The sequence below is a fragment of the Bacillus sp. A01H genome, assembly GCF_045277205.1.
GTDB lineage: Bacteria > Bacillota > Bacilli > Bacillales > Bacillaceae_G > Bacillus_A > Bacillus_A paranthracis.
On record NZ_CP117702.1, the window covers coordinates 794617 to 812100 of the forward strand.

Annotated in this window: 15 protein-coding genes; 5 read left to right on the forward strand and 10 right to left on the reverse strand. The window is 36.3% G+C overall.

The window, feature by feature from the left end:
* Positions 1-70 precede the first annotated feature (70 nt).
* Both brnQ1 and PSR14_RS04205 read left to right on the forward strand, forming a co-directional pair.
* Positions 71-1372, forward strand: coding sequence for a branched-chain amino acid transport system II carrier protein BrnQ1 (gene brnQ1, locus PSR14_RS04200; RefSeq protein ID WP_098487519.1), 1302 nt, complete (start codon positions 71-73; stop codon positions 1370-1372).
* 130 nt (positions 1373-1502) lie between these two features.
* Complete coding sequence (locus tag PSR14_RS04205) at positions 1503-3224, forward strand: DUF2339 domain-containing protein (protein WP_098487520.1); 1722 nt, start codon at positions 1503-1505, stop codon at positions 3222-3224.
* 35 nt (positions 3225-3259) lie between these two features.
* Here PSR14_RS04205 and PSR14_RS04210 read toward each other — a convergent pair whose 3' ends face one another.
* Positions 3260-4807, reverse strand: a complete 1548-nt coding sequence (locus PSR14_RS04210) for a DNA-binding protein (RefSeq protein ID WP_098487521.1) — start codon at positions 4805-4807, stop codon at positions 3260-3262.
* A 181-nt stretch (positions 4808-4988) separates the two neighbouring features.
* Positions 4989-6380 (reverse strand): amino acid permease, encoded by a 1392-nt coding sequence (locus PSR14_RS04215; RefSeq protein WP_406644157.1) that lies wholly within the window; start codon positions 6378-6380, stop codon positions 4989-4991.
* Between the two features lie 280 nt (positions 6381-6660).
* On the opposite strand from PSR14_RS04215, the gene PSR14_RS04220 reads away from it, so the two are divergent.
* The 3 genes from PSR14_RS04220 to PSR14_RS04230 all read left to right on the forward strand — a co-directional run bounded on the left by PSR14_RS04220 (position 6661) and on the right by PSR14_RS04230 (position 8870).
* Positions 6661-7953: an NCS2 family permease gene (locus PSR14_RS04220; RefSeq protein WP_000487209.1), complete on the forward strand. Its 1293-nt coding sequence runs from the start codon at positions 6661-6663 to the stop codon at positions 7951-7953.
* A 283-nt stretch (positions 7954-8236) separates the two neighbouring features.
* Positions 8237-8437 carry a helix-turn-helix transcriptional regulator gene (locus PSR14_RS04225; protein ID WP_000301182.1) on the forward strand — a complete coding sequence of 67 codons (201 nt, stop codon included), beginning with the start codon at positions 8237-8239 and terminating at the stop codon, positions 8435-8437.
* Between the two features lie 4 nt (positions 8438-8441).
* Positions 8442-8870, forward strand: a complete 429-nt coding sequence (locus PSR14_RS04230; protein ID WP_074540891.1) for a hypothetical protein — start codon at positions 8442-8444, stop codon at positions 8868-8870.
* 39 nt (positions 8871-8909) lie between these two features.
* On the opposite strand, the gene PSR14_RS04235 is transcribed toward PSR14_RS04230, so the two are convergent.
* The 8 genes from PSR14_RS04235 to PSR14_RS04270 form a co-directional block, all read right to left on the reverse strand.
* Entirely contained in the window at positions 8910-9347 is a 438-nt protein-coding gene (locus tag PSR14_RS04235) for a GNAT family N-acetyltransferase (protein WP_000633748.1), read from the reverse strand.
* A 14-nt stretch (positions 9348-9361) separates the two neighbouring features.
* Positions 9362-9619: a DUF4022 family protein gene (locus PSR14_RS04240; protein ID WP_003296716.1), complete on the reverse strand. Its 258-nt coding sequence runs from the start codon at positions 9617-9619 to the stop codon at positions 9362-9364.
* A 54-nt stretch (positions 9620-9673) separates the two neighbouring features.
* On the reverse strand, positions 9674-11503 hold the full coding sequence (locus PSR14_RS04245) for a monovalent cation:proton antiporter family protein (RefSeq protein ID WP_098487522.1): 1830 nt from the start codon (positions 11501-11503) through the stop codon (positions 9674-9676).
* A gap of 220 nt (positions 11504-11723) precedes the next feature.
* On the reverse strand, positions 11724-12035 hold the full coding sequence (gene qoxD / locus PSR14_RS04250) for a cytochrome aa3 quinol oxidase subunit IV (RefSeq protein ID WP_098487523.1): 312 nt from the start codon (positions 12033-12035) through the stop codon (positions 11724-11726).
* On the reverse strand, positions 12036-12638 hold the full coding sequence (gene qoxC, locus PSR14_RS04255; RefSeq protein ID WP_000729317.1) for a cytochrome aa3 quinol oxidase subunit III: 603 nt from the start codon (positions 12636-12638) through the stop codon (positions 12036-12038).
* A 13-nt stretch (positions 12639-12651) separates the two neighbouring features.
* On the reverse strand, positions 12652-14586 hold the full coding sequence (gene qoxB, locus PSR14_RS04260; RefSeq protein WP_000762372.1) for a cytochrome aa3 quinol oxidase subunit I: 1935 nt from the start codon (positions 14584-14586) through the stop codon (positions 12652-12654).
* A 33-nt stretch (positions 14587-14619) separates the two neighbouring features.
* Positions 14620-15495, reverse strand: coding sequence for a cytochrome aa3 quinol oxidase subunit II (locus PSR14_RS04265; RefSeq protein ID WP_001176167.1), 876 nt, complete (start codon positions 15493-15495; stop codon positions 14620-14622).
* Between the two features lie 282 nt (positions 15496-15777).
* A complete protein-coding gene (locus PSR14_RS04270) occupies positions 15778-17193 on the reverse strand; it encodes an amino acid permease (protein WP_001977922.1) in 1416 nt (471 codons plus the stop codon).
* Between the last annotated feature and the right edge of the window lie 291 nt (positions 17194-17484).

Genomic DNA, 17484 nt, shown 5'->3' on the forward strand with positions numbered 1-17484 from the left:
AGCGGTTTATTGCACTTTTTTATATGTGAAATTGATTTCATAAAAGATGAAATTAAAGAAGGAGAAAGAAATGAAATTGTTACAGAAAAAAGAAATTTTACTTATTAGTCTTATGTTATTCTCGATGTTCTTTGGAGCGGGGAATCTTATATTTCCACCTTTTCTTGGGTATGAAGCAGGAGAACATGTGTGGATTTCATTAGTAGGGTTTATTATATCAGCAACAGGTCTTCCGATATTGGGAGTTATTGCGATTGCAAAAGCAGGAAGTTTTCAAACGCTAGCGGGTAGAGTTCATTCTTCATTCGCCATTATTTTTCCGTGTATCGTGTATGTATTTATTGGACCAGGCCTTGGTATTCCGCGTGCAGGAAGTCTAGCTTTTGAAATGGGACCGGGTCAGCTATTTCCGGAAGCGGGTAGCGTAGTCTTATTATGTTACACAGTTATTTTCTTTAGTATTGTGTACTGGTTAAGTTTATCACCGTCTAAATTAATGGGGTTGTTCGGAAAGGTTTTAACACCATTATTATTAGGTATGATTGCTCTTATCTTTATAAAAAGCATGTTTACATCAGTAGGTAGTGTGAAAGAGGCTGCTGGAAATTATGGACAAGCGCCTATGTTCCAAGGGTTTTTAGATGGATATTTAACGATGGATGCATTAGCAGCTTTAATTTTTGGGATTGTGATTGCAAATGCTCTTCGTGCAAAAGGTATTGAAGATGATAAAGGTTTAGCGAAATATATGAGTATTGCTGGAATTGGTGCAGGACTATTATTATCTATTATTTATGTCATACTTGGATATGTCGGTTCAATGAGTGGTTCATTGGGGACATTTGATAATGGCGCGCAAGTGTTAGCGCAAGTGATGACTACATTATTTGGGCAAGGCGGGGTCGTTTTATTAGGTCTTATTTTTACGATCGCGTGTTTATGTGTGTCAATCGGACTTGTTACATCTTGTAGTCAATTTTTCGCAAGTGCATTTCCGAAAGTAGCTTATAAAGTTTGGGCATTTATATTAAGTTTGGTTAGTATGATTTTAGCTAATTTAGGATTAACACAAATTTTAAAAGTATCAGTACCGATTCTTGGATTTATTTATCCAGTTGCATTAACGCTTATTATTTTAGGGCTATTCCATAAGTATATTGAGAAGTATGCATACGTATATACAGTAACTGTTGGAATTGTAGCGGTGTTTAGTGCAGTTGATATTTTCAATAAAAATGTGATGATGAATCAGTGGACATCAGTATTGAAATACATTCCGTTTTATATGGAAGGTGTTGGGTGGATTGTTCCAGCTATTATAGGTGCTTGTATTGGTGTTATCGTGAGTAGTGTTTTAAATAAGAAGAAATGAGTAAAAGGTGTTTTCCGATTTCGGAAAACACCTTTCTTTTTTGGAAAAATAGTATTGAAAATGAATAGACTAAGAGTATGATAAAGGTAATTGGTAATATATAGGTTTTGAACGGATAAGGGGGGAGCGTATGAAGGAGGATTTGAATAAGAAAATAGAAGCACTCGAAACGGCAATTGAAACGATTCAAGAAGCACTTTTTGAATTGAAAGCCAAACAAAGAGAAATAGAAGCAGAAAATGCTAAGCAACATGTTAGTAAGGAAAAGAAAGAATATATTGAAACGGTGACGGAAGAAAAACAAAAAGAAGAAGTAGTTACAATAAAAGAACCTGTGCAAGAACGTGAGGTAAAACAAGTGGATATATCTGCTTTTAAACGAGAACCATTTAATATTATTAAGTTTTGCCAAACGTGGTTACCGCGCATATTTGTCGGTATTATGTTGCTTGGAGTAATTTGGTTATTTAAAGCAGGGGTAGATGCGGGATTATTAACACCAGCAATACGAATTGTGTTTGGTATTGTCCTATCAATCGGTTTTTATTATATAGGGGATATTCAAATTAAACGCGAGCGGCAAGCATTAGGGTTAGTGCTAGCAGGAGGAAGTATTACGGGTATAGTTTTAACGACATTTGCGGCACATTATTTATATGGATTTATTCCAGCGAGTGTTGCGTTTGTATGTAATATTGCATGGGTCATTTTAGGTATTTATATAGCGAAGAAGTATCAATCGGAATATCTTACTATATTTGTAGCGGTAGGAGCTTTCTTCGTGCCATTCTTATTAAATAGTACAACTCCTAATCCGTATATTTTCTTTGGATATGAGATGATACTAACGCTCAGCTTATTATGGTATGCGTTGAAAAATCGTTATCAGTATTTATATATGATTTCTTATGTTGTTGCTGCTATTGTTCTTTTTGTCTTCTTTGCTGTTATGTCAATGTTAGTAGAGGATTTGCAAGTCCAGTTAACAGTAGTTTATGGTTTAATTCACTTACTATTATTTTGGCATATGTTTACGGAGAGAAGTTTTATAGTAGAGCCACGCTTGGCGATATTTAGTGCGAATGCAGTCTTCTTTATATTAGCCATTTCAAAAATACCTGAATTTACAACATGGGGATTAATGATAAGTGCACTCGTGCACGCTATTATGTTCGTGTTTGAATATAGGAAGAATAGACATTCTACATTTACAAATCTTTTATTTGGTTTCGCAATGGGGGCCTTTAGTTTAGCGATTTTATATGAGTATAGTTTAGTGAATGCAGCGATTGTACTATTATTACAAGGCTTCCTCGGTATGTTTACTTCTATTAAAGGAAAACAACAGATAAAATTGTATGTTAGTGCGACGGTTTACGCAATTGGAATGATACAGACTATTTTTAGCCCGTTTGATCAATTTATTTCGGCAGGCTTTGTTGCTCATCTTATTTTAATTGGCACGCTCTATTATTGCATGAGACAAGCGAAAGATGTATTAGCGAGCTTTGGCAAGTATGTGTATTCTATAGCACTCTATTGGTTTATGGTGATTGTATTTATTACAATTACTAGAATCGGTGAAGTTTTGTCCACAGATGGAAGCATAATAAGTGTATCTGTATCGTTATTATGGATGGTGTATGCATTATTTGCAGTTTGGCTTGGCCGGAATAAAAATATGAATGAAATATTATATGCCGGCTTAGTCGTGTTAGTCGTAACGATAGGAAAGCTATTTCTTCTAGACTTACCAGAAGCTTCAATGATGATTAGGGCAGTGTTATTCTTAATCGTAGGAAGTATAGGTATCGTTATTTCAAGAATGTTTTTTTCAAAAGAAGAGAAATGAGAAGAAGGCAATCCATATCCGGATTGCCTTTTTCATTATTTCTTATTAATCGTTACAGTCTCACTATATTTCGCTGTCGTATTTTGACGTAGACGAAGTGTTGCTTGTCCAGTCGTATTTGGATCGATTTGTACGTTCACAATTTTTTCAGCAGAACCTAAGCTGTTTGTTGTGAAAGAAAATGCACTACTATATCCGAAAGTAGATGGCCAAGTGCCGTTTGTATTTTGAACTTTTGCTACTTGTGTACCGCCAGTAGTGAATATACCTAAAGAATAATTATTGTATGTTGTGTTTGGTAATAAGTTATTTACTTGAATTTTGATTTGGAACACTTCATTGTTTGGTAGAGTGCTAGGGTGTGTAACTACGTAGTCATTTGTTGTTACTGCACCGTTATAGCCATATGAACCAGGTTTAAAAGTATTTGTATTAAACCATTGATAACCTGCATTTGGCGCACTCCAAGGTTCAGGTTGTGGCTCAGTTGATAAGCTTGGTTGTTCAAATGTTTGTAAAGTGGTAGGTAAATCAAGCTGTAAACCATTTACTTGATCTAAACTTGTAAATGTCTCTTTTTTCGATAGCCAATTTACGATATTTTCTAGTAAGATAGCATCGTTTTCTTCTTTATATCCATCGTAAGTTTTCTTTGTTTGGCCAGAGTCTTCACGAACGTATTTTGGCGTAGCATCTTCAACAGGAGAAGAGTCTCCAATAAAGGCAGCTTTTCCAAGCCCTACTTTTGCGATAGCAGCATAAGGACCTTCTGCAACACCACCGCCGTTATACACACCGCTATCAACAGCGTTATTCCATTTTGCTGGGTTTTCTGGAAGATAAACAAGTCCTTTTGCTAGTTTTGGATTTGTAATTGCTAAAGTAGAACCAGCATGCATTGCTACAGATGAAACCCCTTCTGTAATTCCGAATGATTGTTCAGGTGATACAATATTTTTAACGGAAACATCACCGATTGCATTATAGCGGAAGCGAATACCGAAGTTGTCAGATAGCCAATCAGAGCTTTCTACTCCTTGCATAGCTTGTGAATTGGCTTCTTCGTTAGACATTCCTTTTGCTGGATTATCCCAAGCACCGCGTCTATATCCGTTAAATACTTCAGAAGAGTCCCAACGATTTTTATTACGATCTGCATTATAATGATCGGCAATGAAGAAGATACTACCGCCATTTTTCACGTATTGTAACATAGCATCTTGTTCAGATTTTTTGTAAGGAATATTTGCTTCTGGAACGATAAACACATTGTAGTCTTTTAAATCTTCGTATGTAATCGGTGTTGATTTACGTAGTTCTTTTACATGATAGCCGTTTTGGGCAATGCCGTTTCCGAAATCAGAAAAGCCACCATCGATAACCCAGTCAGCAGTCCCGGCAGTTTGACCGTGTGTATTATCGAATAATACTTTTTTCCCATTGTTTTGATTTACAACTTTTGCAGCAATTTCAGGAGCTGGGTCTACAGAGCTTTCGGCATAAGTAGATGGTATGAACGAAGCCCCTATGCTTAGTGTAATTGCTGTTGCTAAAGAAAATGTAATCCATTTTTTATTCTTCATAGAAGAATCCCCCTAATAATAAATATATGTGCTTTAATAATGTAATTTATTTTTCTGTAAAAATAAAGACGGAAAACATAAAAAATATTAAAAATTTGTAAAAATACCGTGAAATTTGTTGAGAAATATTTATATAGGCATAAAAATATCCCTTCCAAGTAATAAGGAAGGGATGTTTTGCTTAACTAATTTTTGAATTAGGTGTTTCATCAATTTTATGAAAACCTTTCATGTAATACACGACAGCTAAACCGATAAGCCAAATTGGTCCAACAATTAATGCAATCCTTGTATCTTCTGAATACGCCATTATACATAATACGAGTGCAAGGAAAGCAAGTGAGAAATATGAACTTAATGGGTATAAAGGCATTTTATACGATAACTTTTGTTTGTTTTGCGTCGGCAAACTTTTACGGAACTTAATTTGAGCGACTAATATAATCCCCCAAGTCCAAATTGCCCCGAAAGTTGAAATACTAGTGAGCCATGTAAATACTTTTGCGGGCACAAGATAGTTTAATATAACACCAACGAGTAAAACGATTGCTGTTGCTACAATTCCTTGACTTGGAATGCCATTTTTATTTAAACGACCGAATCTTTCCGGAGCTTTTTTCTGTTGAGCTAATGTATACAGCATACGGCCTGTACTAAATAAACCACCATTACAAGAAGAAAGAGCTGCTGTTAATACGACGAAGTTAATAATTCCTGCTGCTTTTGCGATACCGATTTGCTGGAATGTTAATACAAATGGACTTCCTTTCTCACCAAGTTCGTTCCATGGATAAATTGCCATCATAACGAATAGAGCCCCAACGTAGAACAGTAATATTCTCCAAAATACGTTATCGATTGCTTTTGCGAGTGTTTTTTTCGGGTTTTGCGCTTCACCCGCTGTAACGCCGATTAATTCAACGCCTAAATAAGCGAATAGCACCATTTGCATGGAGAGGAGTAACCCAGAAAAACCATTTGGGAACCAGCCACCATGTGACCAAAGGTTTGAAATGCCAGTAGCGATACCACCGTTTCCGAAGCCAAATAAAATAATACCAGCCCCAACTACTATCATACAGATAATTGTGACAATTTTAATGAGAGCAAACCAAAATTCAAGTTCTCCAAATATTTTTACAGATAAAAAGTTGAAAGCACTCATTAATAATAGAGCGAGTAAAGCCCAAGTCCAGCGCGGAATATCTGGGAACCAGTACTGCATGTAAATGCCAGCAGCCGTAATTTCAGCCATGCAAGTAACAACCCATAAGAACCAGTAGTTCCAACCGGTAATATAGCCAGCTAGTGGTCCAAGATAATCATATGCATATTTACTAAAAGAGCCAGCAACAGGTTGTTCAATTGCCATTTCTCCGAGTGCTCGCATAATGAAAAAAATAACGAGTCCAGCAATCATATAGCCTAGTAAAATAGAAGGACCAGCTAGTTTAATAGCAGAAGCAGATCCTAAAAATAGTCCAACGCCAATAGCTGAACCGAGTGACATTAAAGTAATATGTCGTTCTTTTAAACCTCGGTTTAAAGTTCCAGATTTGTTTGTGTGCTGCATAAGAAGAATCCCCCTTGTAGAGTGAACGATATTTGAATGCGTTTACTAAATATTTAACTATTTCAAATTATAAAACATTTCCATCTGTTATGCTACAAAAATAATCATTATTAACTGTACTACATCTGTACTTGTCAGACTTAAACTTAAAATTCGAACTATTAGCGAATATATTGACTCTTCTTTTTATTGATTGTTAAGATTAAGTATTATATTTTCTCACATACTAGTAAGAAAAGAATGTGTGATAATAATTCAGATGTAGGAAGGGTACATAACCATGTTTCAATTACAAAAATATAACACTTCTGTGAAGCAAGAGCTTTTAGCTGGCATCACAACTTTTTTTACATTTGCGTATATTCTTGTCATCAATCCGAAAATATTATCTGATGCAGGTGTACCATTTGATCAAGCTTTTACGGCAACTATTATTGCGACTGTTGTAGGGACGCTATGTATGGCGTTTTTAGCTAACTATCCAATTGTTATTGCTCCAGCTATGGGAATGAATGCGTATTTTGCTTATTCTGTCGTTCAACAGGCAGAGGGGATTACATATGTCATTGCGTTTTCAGCAGTATTTGTAACAGGTATCATTTTTCTTTTATTATCTTTCACTTCATTTAGGCAAAAGCTTATTGTCGCAATTCCTGATAGTTTAAAACATGCAATTGCAGGTGGAATTGGGTTATTTATTGCTTTTATTGGATTACGTCTATCTGGAATTATCGTTGATCATCCATCTAACTTAGTTACGATTGGTGATTTCCATTCTCCAGCCGTTATTTTAACTTTAATTGGTTTGATTTTAGCGGCGGTATTAATGACATTGCGTGTGAGCGGTGCATTATTTATTAGTATGATTGTGACAGGAATTATTGCCTTCTTTACAGGGCAGCTGAAGTTTACGGATAAAATTGTTGCGATGCCTCATTTACCAGAGGGGATTATCGTTTCAAATCCAATTAACGCCTTTTCAGATGTAATTGAATACGGATTATATGGCGTTGTATTTTCATTTTTACTTGTACTGTTATTTGATACAACAGGAGCATTACTCGGTTTAATTAAACAAGCAGGCTTAATTACAGATAATACAGAGAAACGTTTTGGTAAAGCATTTATTGCGGATGCAATTGGCGGTACTACAGGTTCTATCTTTGGGACAAGCCCAACAGCAGCGACGATTGAATCTTCAGCTGGTATTGCTGCAGGTGGTAAAACAGGATTAACAGGTATTGTAGTAGTTGGCCTAACGATTATAACAGCATTCTTCAGCCCTGTTATTGCTTCTTTATCAAGTGTAGCCGCTATTACAGCTCCTTCATTAATTATTGTAGGTAGTTTAATGGCACAAAGTATTCGTGATATTAATTGGAATGAATTTGAAGATGCATTACCAGCATTTTTAATTTTCGTTGGTATTCCGTTAACGTCTAGTATTGCGAATGGAATTGCAATTGGATTTTTAGTGTATCCAGTCTTAAAAATTGTGAAAGGGAAAGGGATGGAGGTACATCCGTTACTCTACTTATTTACAATTTTATTTGGATGTCATTTATTCTTATAATATAGGAGAGGGGGCTTCTTATGAGGGGCTCCTTTTTTGTGTATAATAAAGTGAAACTATAATCAGTGGGGGTTCTGTTCATCCCCCACTGATTATTAGTTGAACCAATCGGGCTTTTATGGGCAGTTTGACTCTCTCTGGATATCTGGTTATTAGCTTAATTATTAGGAGGGAGTCTTACTGCCCGTTAATGCGGGGTAAAGTGAAACTATAATCAGTCACGCAAAATATAAATTACTTAATGGAATATATATGTTACAATATGGATGGAGGGGGAACATGAATGGCTGTAAGTAAAATAAAAGTCGCGCGTGTTCAGTTAGATTTAACACAGCAACAATTAGCAGAAAAAGTAGGCGTTACAAGGCAAACGATTAGTTTAATTGAGAAGGGCAAATACAATCCGTCTTTAGATTTATGTTTGAAAATTTGTTATGCAGTAGATAAAACTTTGAATGATTTGTTTTGGGAGGAAAAGGAGTGATTCGATGAAAATTGTGAAAGATGAACGTTTAATGATTGAGGGGTTAAAACATATTAGATTAGTTTTCATCTTACAAAATATTTTCATACTAGGTATTGTTTTTTATCGCTACGTTTTGCAAGATGCAGGATATGAAAGTGTTTCGGATTTATTAATGGTATTTATGGGTGGGATTGTAGTTATTAACTTTTTAAATCTGAAAAATTCAGTGGAAGTGTATGAGCATACAGGGGGAGTATCACGTAGCTATTTCATGAAACTATTATTAATTCCTGTAAGTATTGTTATTGGGATTTTAGCTATTTGTATCGTTGTAACACCAGATATTTCGATAAAGGAAATTAGTATGACAGGACTTATTATGTTTGCTTGTTTTTTAGTTCCTAGTTTGTTTATATACATATATATGAAAAAGATAAAAAGTGAAGATTGAAATATAAGAAAAGCTTTCCCGTATTGCGGAAAGCTTTTCTTATATTCTTTTATACAGTACTTTATGAAGGCCAATTGGTTCAATTTCAAAGATTTCACCATGTTCTTGGAAGCCTAAGCGCTTGTAATAGTCAGCTACAGTAATTCGGCCATTACACCATAGCATATTTGCTTGACGCTCTTGTAAGATTTGTTCTGCTTTCTGAATTAAGGAGCTTCCAGCGTGGTTGTTTCGAAACTCAGGCAATGTGGCCATTCCTCGTAGACGATAATGCATACCTGCTTGTAAGTCGGGATGCATTTCCTTTGAGAAAGAAGCGATACTAATAAGTTGATCGTTTATAAATGCGCCTAAGTGAAAGGTATCTGTTTCATAGTCAGAAGGGTATTTACAATCTGCTAATGTTTGATTCGGGCGCAAAATTTTTTGACGTAATACGTAAGTTTCAGATCCATCAATATTTTTCACGGTAATCATATTAACATCCTTTCTTATAAGGCTTTTTCTGTTAATTGTATAAAGAAATAGGCAGGTGCGGCGAAAAGTCCGAGTATACTAGCGGTTCCGAGAAGGAGTGAAAGTAAGAGGCAAGAGTATTTTATTCCATTTGATTTTTTCCATCCGTAACTACAAATTTCAATACTAACACCGATGAGAATAATGGCAACGAGTATTTCTGCTAATAATAAGAGAGCTAAAGTTATAATAGACATAATGTAATCCATCCTCATAATATGTGATAGTAACATTTTACCATATGGAATGGAAAAAAAATGCCCCTTAATTATGTAAGGGGCATTTTTCTATTCTAATATGCTTTTTAGTGTATCGATATGTTCCTTTGAGCCTGTTACAAGTAATGTGTCACCGTGTTGTAGTCTTGTATCACCATGAGGGATTAATGCTTTATTCCCACGATAAATTTGAATGACTAGTACATCACCTAAAAACGGAAGGCGACGAAGTGCAACGCCGTTATATTTATTGCTTCGTAGTTCAACTTCACGGACTGTTTCGTTTGCTGTTGTAATTAAGCGAACGAGACTCGGTTTATCAATTAGCGCACGTAATAGAATACGTGTAGAGTTAATGGTTGAGAATACGGCGATATGTTCTTGTGTTGCTTTTTCTTGTAGAAGCGGATCTTCTACACTTGCAATAACATGTTCAACACCTAGTTCTTTTGCATGTTCTGCTAATAGTAAGTTTTGTTCATCATCACTTGTTGCAACAACAACGCGGTCTGCATGAAATGCTGTTTGTTCGGTTAATGATGCAATTGTGATGTCATCTAAATTCACAATAGGGAAGTCGTGCGATTTCGCTTCCTCATCATTTATTTTATTTTGACGCATCATATATAGTGTTACGTCATAATCTTCTCGTTTTAAATCAAGTGATAACGGAAGGGTAATTCTGCTCGCACCAATAATAGAAACTTTTGGTTTTGGCGTTTCTACTTTTGGGAACATCTTTTTAAATAATATAGGCGCAAAAATACAAGTAATAACTGCGCTTAAAATAAGGGAAGCAGATAAACTTGGACTGATGATCCCTAGCTTTTCACCAATTTGTGCAGCTGCAATAACTAAAGAAAGTGTCGATGTTAATAAGATGGCACTCCCCAGTACGATATTACGTGGATACCATTTTCGTAAAACGAGTGATGGTAACAGTTTTGAGATAAAGAGTCCTACAATTAGAATTGGAATCATTAGCATACTAGAAGGCTCTTTAAAAATAGACCAAACCTCTAAATTTACACCAACTATTACGAAGAAAATAGGAATGAAGAAACCGTATCCGATAGAATCCAGTTTTTCAACCATATCTTCATTTGGTGATAATAATGATACGAGTACACCTGCTAAGAAGGCACCTAAAATATTTTCGGCTCCAACGGATTCAGATAACCCAACTAATATTAAGATGAGTGCAAAAACAGCTCTTGTATCAATTTGTACACTACCAGCTTTTAAGCTATCTAAGTATGGAATGTTTTTAAAACGTTTTGCAACGAAGTAAATAACAATACCAGCGCCGAATAGAAGAAGAAGGAGCCACATGCTTTGGCCGCTTTCGGAATTTAATCCGACGAATACAGCGAGTAAAATCATTGTAACTAAATCCGCAATAACAGCGACTAATAAAATGATTTGCCCAATTGCTGTTTTTCCTAAGTTATTCTCTTTTAATGTTGGTACGACAACACCTAAAGAGATTGTTGAAATGATTAAAGTCATAAACATTGCATTATCTACAAATCCTAGCCATACGAATAGTAGGGATAGGGCATAAGATAAGATGAAAATAAATAAGAAGATAATACTTGCTGCTTGGAATGTGTTTGGTTCGTTTGTCGTGTTCTTTTTCCCTTTTTGTTTAAAGATAGAAAAATCAATTTCTAAACCGCTTAAAAACATAAGAAAGATAAATCCTAGTGTCGATAAGACTTGAAGCCACATATCTGGCTCAATAATATTAAACCCACTTTTACCTACAAAGATTCCTGCGATGATTTCTGCAACAACGACAGGAAGTGCTTTTAATTTAAAGCGTTGTAACAAAAGGGGAACGAAAAACGCGATTGCAACGACAACCATAAGTGATAGAACAGAAGTGTGATGTTCCATTGCGTTCTCTCCCTTCAAATAAATATAGTACTTATTTAGCCATATAATAGGTAGAAAAGCAACGCATATGGATTCGATTTCATAAAGAAAGAGTTTTCTTAACATTTGTCATAATAAGTATATTTTTCATGATTCTGTTGTTAATTCCGTAATGTGGATGTAATAGGGGAGGGAATAAAAAAAGACTGCTGAGGAATCTCAGCAGTCTTTTTCATGTACATTACATTGAGAAGAAGATCCATACAGTTAAACCAACTGTTGCAGTTGCAACGAAGAAACTGTAAATCATAGTAAGAACTTGAACTCTTCCTTCTCCTTCTTTTAAATGCATGAACATAATTAATTGTAACAACGCTTGCGCAACAGCCATTATGATAATGGTAGTTAAGATCGTTGATAGTGGCAGGTTTGTATAAAGTGCCACTATCAACGCTAGAAACGTTAGTGCAAGCGATAAAATAAATCCGAAAACGTGTGACCAAGGGAATCCGCTATGCGCATGCCCGTTTGCTTGGTTGTTATTTTGACCCATTTACGCCACCATCCCGTTCAAGTAAACTAGTGTGTAAATAAAGACCCAAACTAAATCAAGGAAATGCCAGTATAAGCTGATAATGAATACTTTACGAGCTGTAACTGGTGTTAAACCTCGTTTTAAAATTTGGATAATAACACAAATTGCCCAAATGATACCGCCTGTTACGTGGGCTCCGTGCGTTCCAAGAAGAACGAAGAATCCAGATAGGAAAGCACTTGTTTGAATTGTTGCGCCTTCACCAATATACATAATGAACTCTTCGATCTCGAAGAATAGGAAGCCTGCACCTAAAAGTAATGTAAGGACGAACCATCCAAGCATTGCTTTTTGGTTGTGCTTACGCATTTCGTGAATCACGATACCACATGTGAAACTACTTGTTAAAAGTAGTAATGTTTGAATTAAAAGCGTTTTAAGTTCAAACAGTTGTGCTGGTGTTGGGCCATCTGCCGTACGACCAGCAAGTACTAGATAAGAGGCGAAAAGTGTTGCGAACAGCATAATTTCAGCCCCAAGAAAAATCCAGAATCCTAGGATATTCAATCTGCTTTGTTCGGATTGATATTCCAAAGGTAAGCTTTTATCTAAAGCCGCCATATCATTTCACCTCTCATGCTACATGTTCTGATTTTTTAATTTCATCAACACTAATATAGTAACCTTCATCGTAATCGAATGAACGATAGATTAAGCAAGCTAAAATACCAATGCCGCCGATTGCTGCAAGCCAGAACCAGCTAAATACTAATGCGAAACCTGCAAGACCGAAGAATCCAGACGCAATAATAGGCACACCAGAGTTACTTGGCATGTGAATTGGTTTGATGTCTTCTGCTGCTGGTGTAACTGTTTCTCCGCGTTTTTTCATGTACCAGAAAGCATCAGCTTCTTTGATTTCAGGAAGTTTCGCGAAGTTGTAATGTTGTACAGGAGATTGAGTTGCCCATTCAAGTGTACGGCCGTCCCATGGATCTCCAGTTGTGTCACGTTCACCGTGACGAGCACTCCAAATTACGTTGTAGCAAAGAAGTAGGAAGCCGATACCCATCATTACCGCACCAACAGATGCGATTTGGTTTAGCCATCCCCATCCAAGACTTTCAGAGTAAGTGTACATACGACGAGTCATACCGTCTAAACCTAAGAAGTACATTGGGAAGAAACAGATGTTGAATCCGCTCATAAAGATCCAGAATGTCCATTTACCTAGGCGTTCATTTAACATATGACCAGTCATTTTTGGATACCAGAATGTGAATCCAGCAAGCATAGCGAATACTGTACCTGCGATTAATACGTAGTGGAAGTGAGCGATTAGGAAGTAGCTGTTATGGTACTGATAATCAGCTGCTGCCATACCAAGCATAACCCCTGTAACCCCACCGACTACGAAGTTTGGAATAAATGCCAATGACCAAAGCATTGGAACTGTAAAACGAATACGTCCTTTATACAGTGTAAACAACCAGTTAAAGATCTTAACCCCGGTTGGAATCGAAATCGCCATTGTCGAAATCGAGAAGAATGAGTTAACCGCTGGACCTGCACCCATCGTGAAGAAGTGGTGAAGCCATACGACGAAACTTAGTAAAGAAATTGCAACCATTGAGTATACCATCGCACTGTAACCGAATAGACGTTTACGTGAGAATGTACTAATGATTTCAGAGAAAATACCGAATGCCGGTAAAATAACGATATATACTTCAGGGTGACCCCATACCCAGAATAGGTTGGCCCATAACATTGGCATACCGCCGCTCGCCATCGTAAAGAAGTGAGCATCGAATAGACGGTCAAATGTCATTAATGCTAGAGCAACTGTTAATACTGGGAAAGCGAAAATAATGATAATCGTTGTAATTAAGATTGACCAAGTAAACATTGGCATTCTCATTAAAGTCATACCAGGTGTACGCATTTTTAAGATAGTAACAAGGAAGTTAATACCTGTCATTAACGTACCGAGACCTGAAATCTGTAATGCAATTGCGTAGTAGTTATTTCCTACACCAGAAGTAAACTCTGTACCTGCCATTGGGAAGTAAGAAGTCCACCCAGCGTCTGGAGAACCACCGATTACGAAAGCGATGTTGAATAACATTGCTCCGACAAAGAATAACCAGAAACTTAAAGCATTTAAGAACGGATATGCAACGTCACGAGCACCAATTTGTAATGGTACTACAAGGTTCATTAATCCCATAACGAATGGCATCGCCATGAAAAGAATCATAACTGTACCATGTGTTGTGAAGATTCCGTTATAGTGTTCAGCGTTTAAATAAGTTGTTTCAGGGAATGTTAACTGTGCACGGATCATTAAACCGTCCATACCACCACGGAATAACATAATAACCGCAGAGATAATATACATGGCCCCAATCTTTTTATGGTCAACAGTTGTTAACCATTCGTCCCAAAGCCATTTCCATTTTTTATACTTAGTTAGTACGAAAATGATTGCTAATGTCACAAGAACGATAGAAGCGTCTGCACCGTAAATAATCGGGTCACCTGTGACAAAGAATTCATCAAGCTTCACTGTGTTCACTCCAATCTGTTGGAATTATAGCTATTATTTTTTGTTTTTGTAGTAGTTGTAATCACAATATTCAAGTGATTTTGGATCTACATAACTTAAGTGATGGCTAGAGAATGTCATACGACCAACTACACCAGGTTTAACAATTTCGTTGTACTTATCTTCTGTTAGTTTAGGAGCAGTTTGTTGTACTTCTTTAACCCACTTGTCATATTTCTCTTTAGTTTTTGCTTCAACTTCGAACTCCATGTGAGTAAATCCTTCACCAGAGAAGTTCGCGCTACGACCTAGGTAAGAACCTGGTTTGTCAGCTTGTAAATAAAGGTCCATAATCATGCCATCCATTGTGTACTTCATACCACCAAGTTCTGGTACCCAGAAAGCATTCATTGGGCCGACAGAAGTCAGTTTGAATTGAATTGGTACACCAGCTGGGATGTTTAAATAGTTAACGGTTTCAATTTTTTCCTCTGGGTAACTGAATAACCATTTCCAGTTTGCAGATGTAACATAAATCTCCACTGGTTTAATATGTTTGGACTCTTTCGGAACCTCTTCCGAAGCATAAGTTGCTTTTACTGTTGGAATCGATAATGCGATAACGATAATAACAGGAACAAGCGTCCAAATGATTTCTAATAATGTGTTACCGTGTTGTTCAGGTGGCTCATAGTCCATATTCTCTGGTTTTTCACGATAACGAATCAAGATGACTGTAAACAAGATGAATACAATTGCGATAATTAATGACATAAGCAAGAATGACCAAACAATTAAATCATACTGTGCTTTTGCAACAGGTCCTTGCGGATTTAATACTGCGAGTTTTTTATCACAGCCACCGAGGAACAGAAGTAATGATAACGGAAGAAGCGAAGCCAACTTCCAAAACGCTTTCTTTAGTTGCACGATTGAAAATCTCCTTTCTCCTTGGATTGAAACTATGCCAATAAAACAATATAAACCTATTAATTTATAGAAGGCAATAGTTTTTGAGATATTGTTAAAAAATAGACACAAATGCACACTTTTTAAGGTGAATATCATTTGTAACTTGATTACATTGTAAACTATTTTCCAGAGAAAAATGCGATTGTGAAAATTTTAAGATAAATAAAGTTATACCAGGATACCCAAGAAATAGAAAAAAGCTATCTTATCATAAGAAAGATAGCTGAATATTTCGTATATTTAGTTTATTTCTTGTGGAATAGTCTGTTGTTGTTCAAATGTGACAATTTTTTTATATTTCACTTGATATAAAATGTAACAAATGACCATAAATGGAATGCCGCAATAAAGAGCGATTCTCTGATCTGGAATGAAAGCTAAACTAACAAATGTAATAAAATTGAGTGAGAACGCTACGATTGGAACGAGCGGATAAAGTGGTGTGCGATATTTTAAATCATTTATGTCACCACCGTTTTTCACGAAGTTTCTACGGAAGAAAAACTGTGAAGCCGCAATTGACATCCAAACGACAACAGCAGCCATTGCTGCGATAGATGTTAAAACTAAAAAGACAGTATCTGCTGCAAATACACTTGTTAATAGGGATAGACTTGCAAAGATTAGACTGAAAATCAATGCGTTTAGTGGTACACCTTTTTTAGTTAATTTCGTAAATGCTGGACTTGCCATTCCTTGTTTTGCCATCGCCCAAAGCATACGCGAATTTGCGTATAGACCAGAATTGGCTACGGATAATACAGCTGTAATAATAACAAAGTTCATAATGTCTGCTGCATATGGAACACCAGCTACATCAAATACAAGTACAAATGGACTTTCGACTAGATTAGCCTCTTGCCACGGGAGTAAACCTACAACAACTGATATTGCTAGGACGAAGAAGAATAGTGTGCGCCAAATGGTATTTTTGATTGCTTTAGGAATTGTTTTTTCAGGATTTTCACTTTCTCCTGAAGCAATTCCGATTAATTCTGTTCCTTGGAAGGAGTAATTTACTGTGATCATCGTAAGAAGAACAGCTAATGCACCATTTGGAAATAGGCCGCCATTTTCAGTGAAATTGTGAAGCATTGGAGCTGGTTTTCCGTTAAAGTCTAGTAGACCGAACATAACTGCACCACCGAGTACGATGAAAACAACAATAGTTGCGACTTTTACACTTGCGAACCAAAATTCTGCTTCTGCATATGCTTTTGCTGATAAAGCGTTTACAAGAAAGAGTGCTGCCGCAAATGTAACACACCAAATCCACGAAGAAACGTCTGGAAACCATCGTTTCATTAAAATACTTACAGTTGTTAACTCTACTCCAACTGTAACAGCCCAATTTAACCAATACATCCAACCGACAACAAAACCAAAACCAGGTGAAATAAATTTGCTTGCATAGCTTTGGAATGAACCTGCTTCTGGCATAGCTACGGATAATTCACCAAGACATAACATCGTTAAATACATAACAAATCCACCGACTAAAAATGCAAGAATAGCACCACCAGGGCCGGCGTTATGGACGATTTGACCAGATCCCATAAATAGGCCAGTTCCGATAACACCACCAAGTGCAATCATAAATAGGTGTCTACTTTTCATTGTGCGTTTTAAATCTGTTTGTTCTACTTGTTGATTCATATGCCCCTCACCCCGTTATTTTCTTATATGTGTTAACTGGTTTTCATTCTGAGTTTTTAATCATTAGTGGGGGATGTGACACATACTCAGTTTATTTGCTATGAAATGAATGGAGTATGTAAAAAAACGAACTATGACTAAATACTCTAAGAATGGTTTTATTAACAAGGTGATATCTTCACCATGTTAATAATTTTGATTTTAGCAAAATGTTGCTAAAAAGTATATTGTTTTTTCTTTTTATTAAAAATAATTAGAATTTTATAACGATGTAGCTATGAACAATAATTC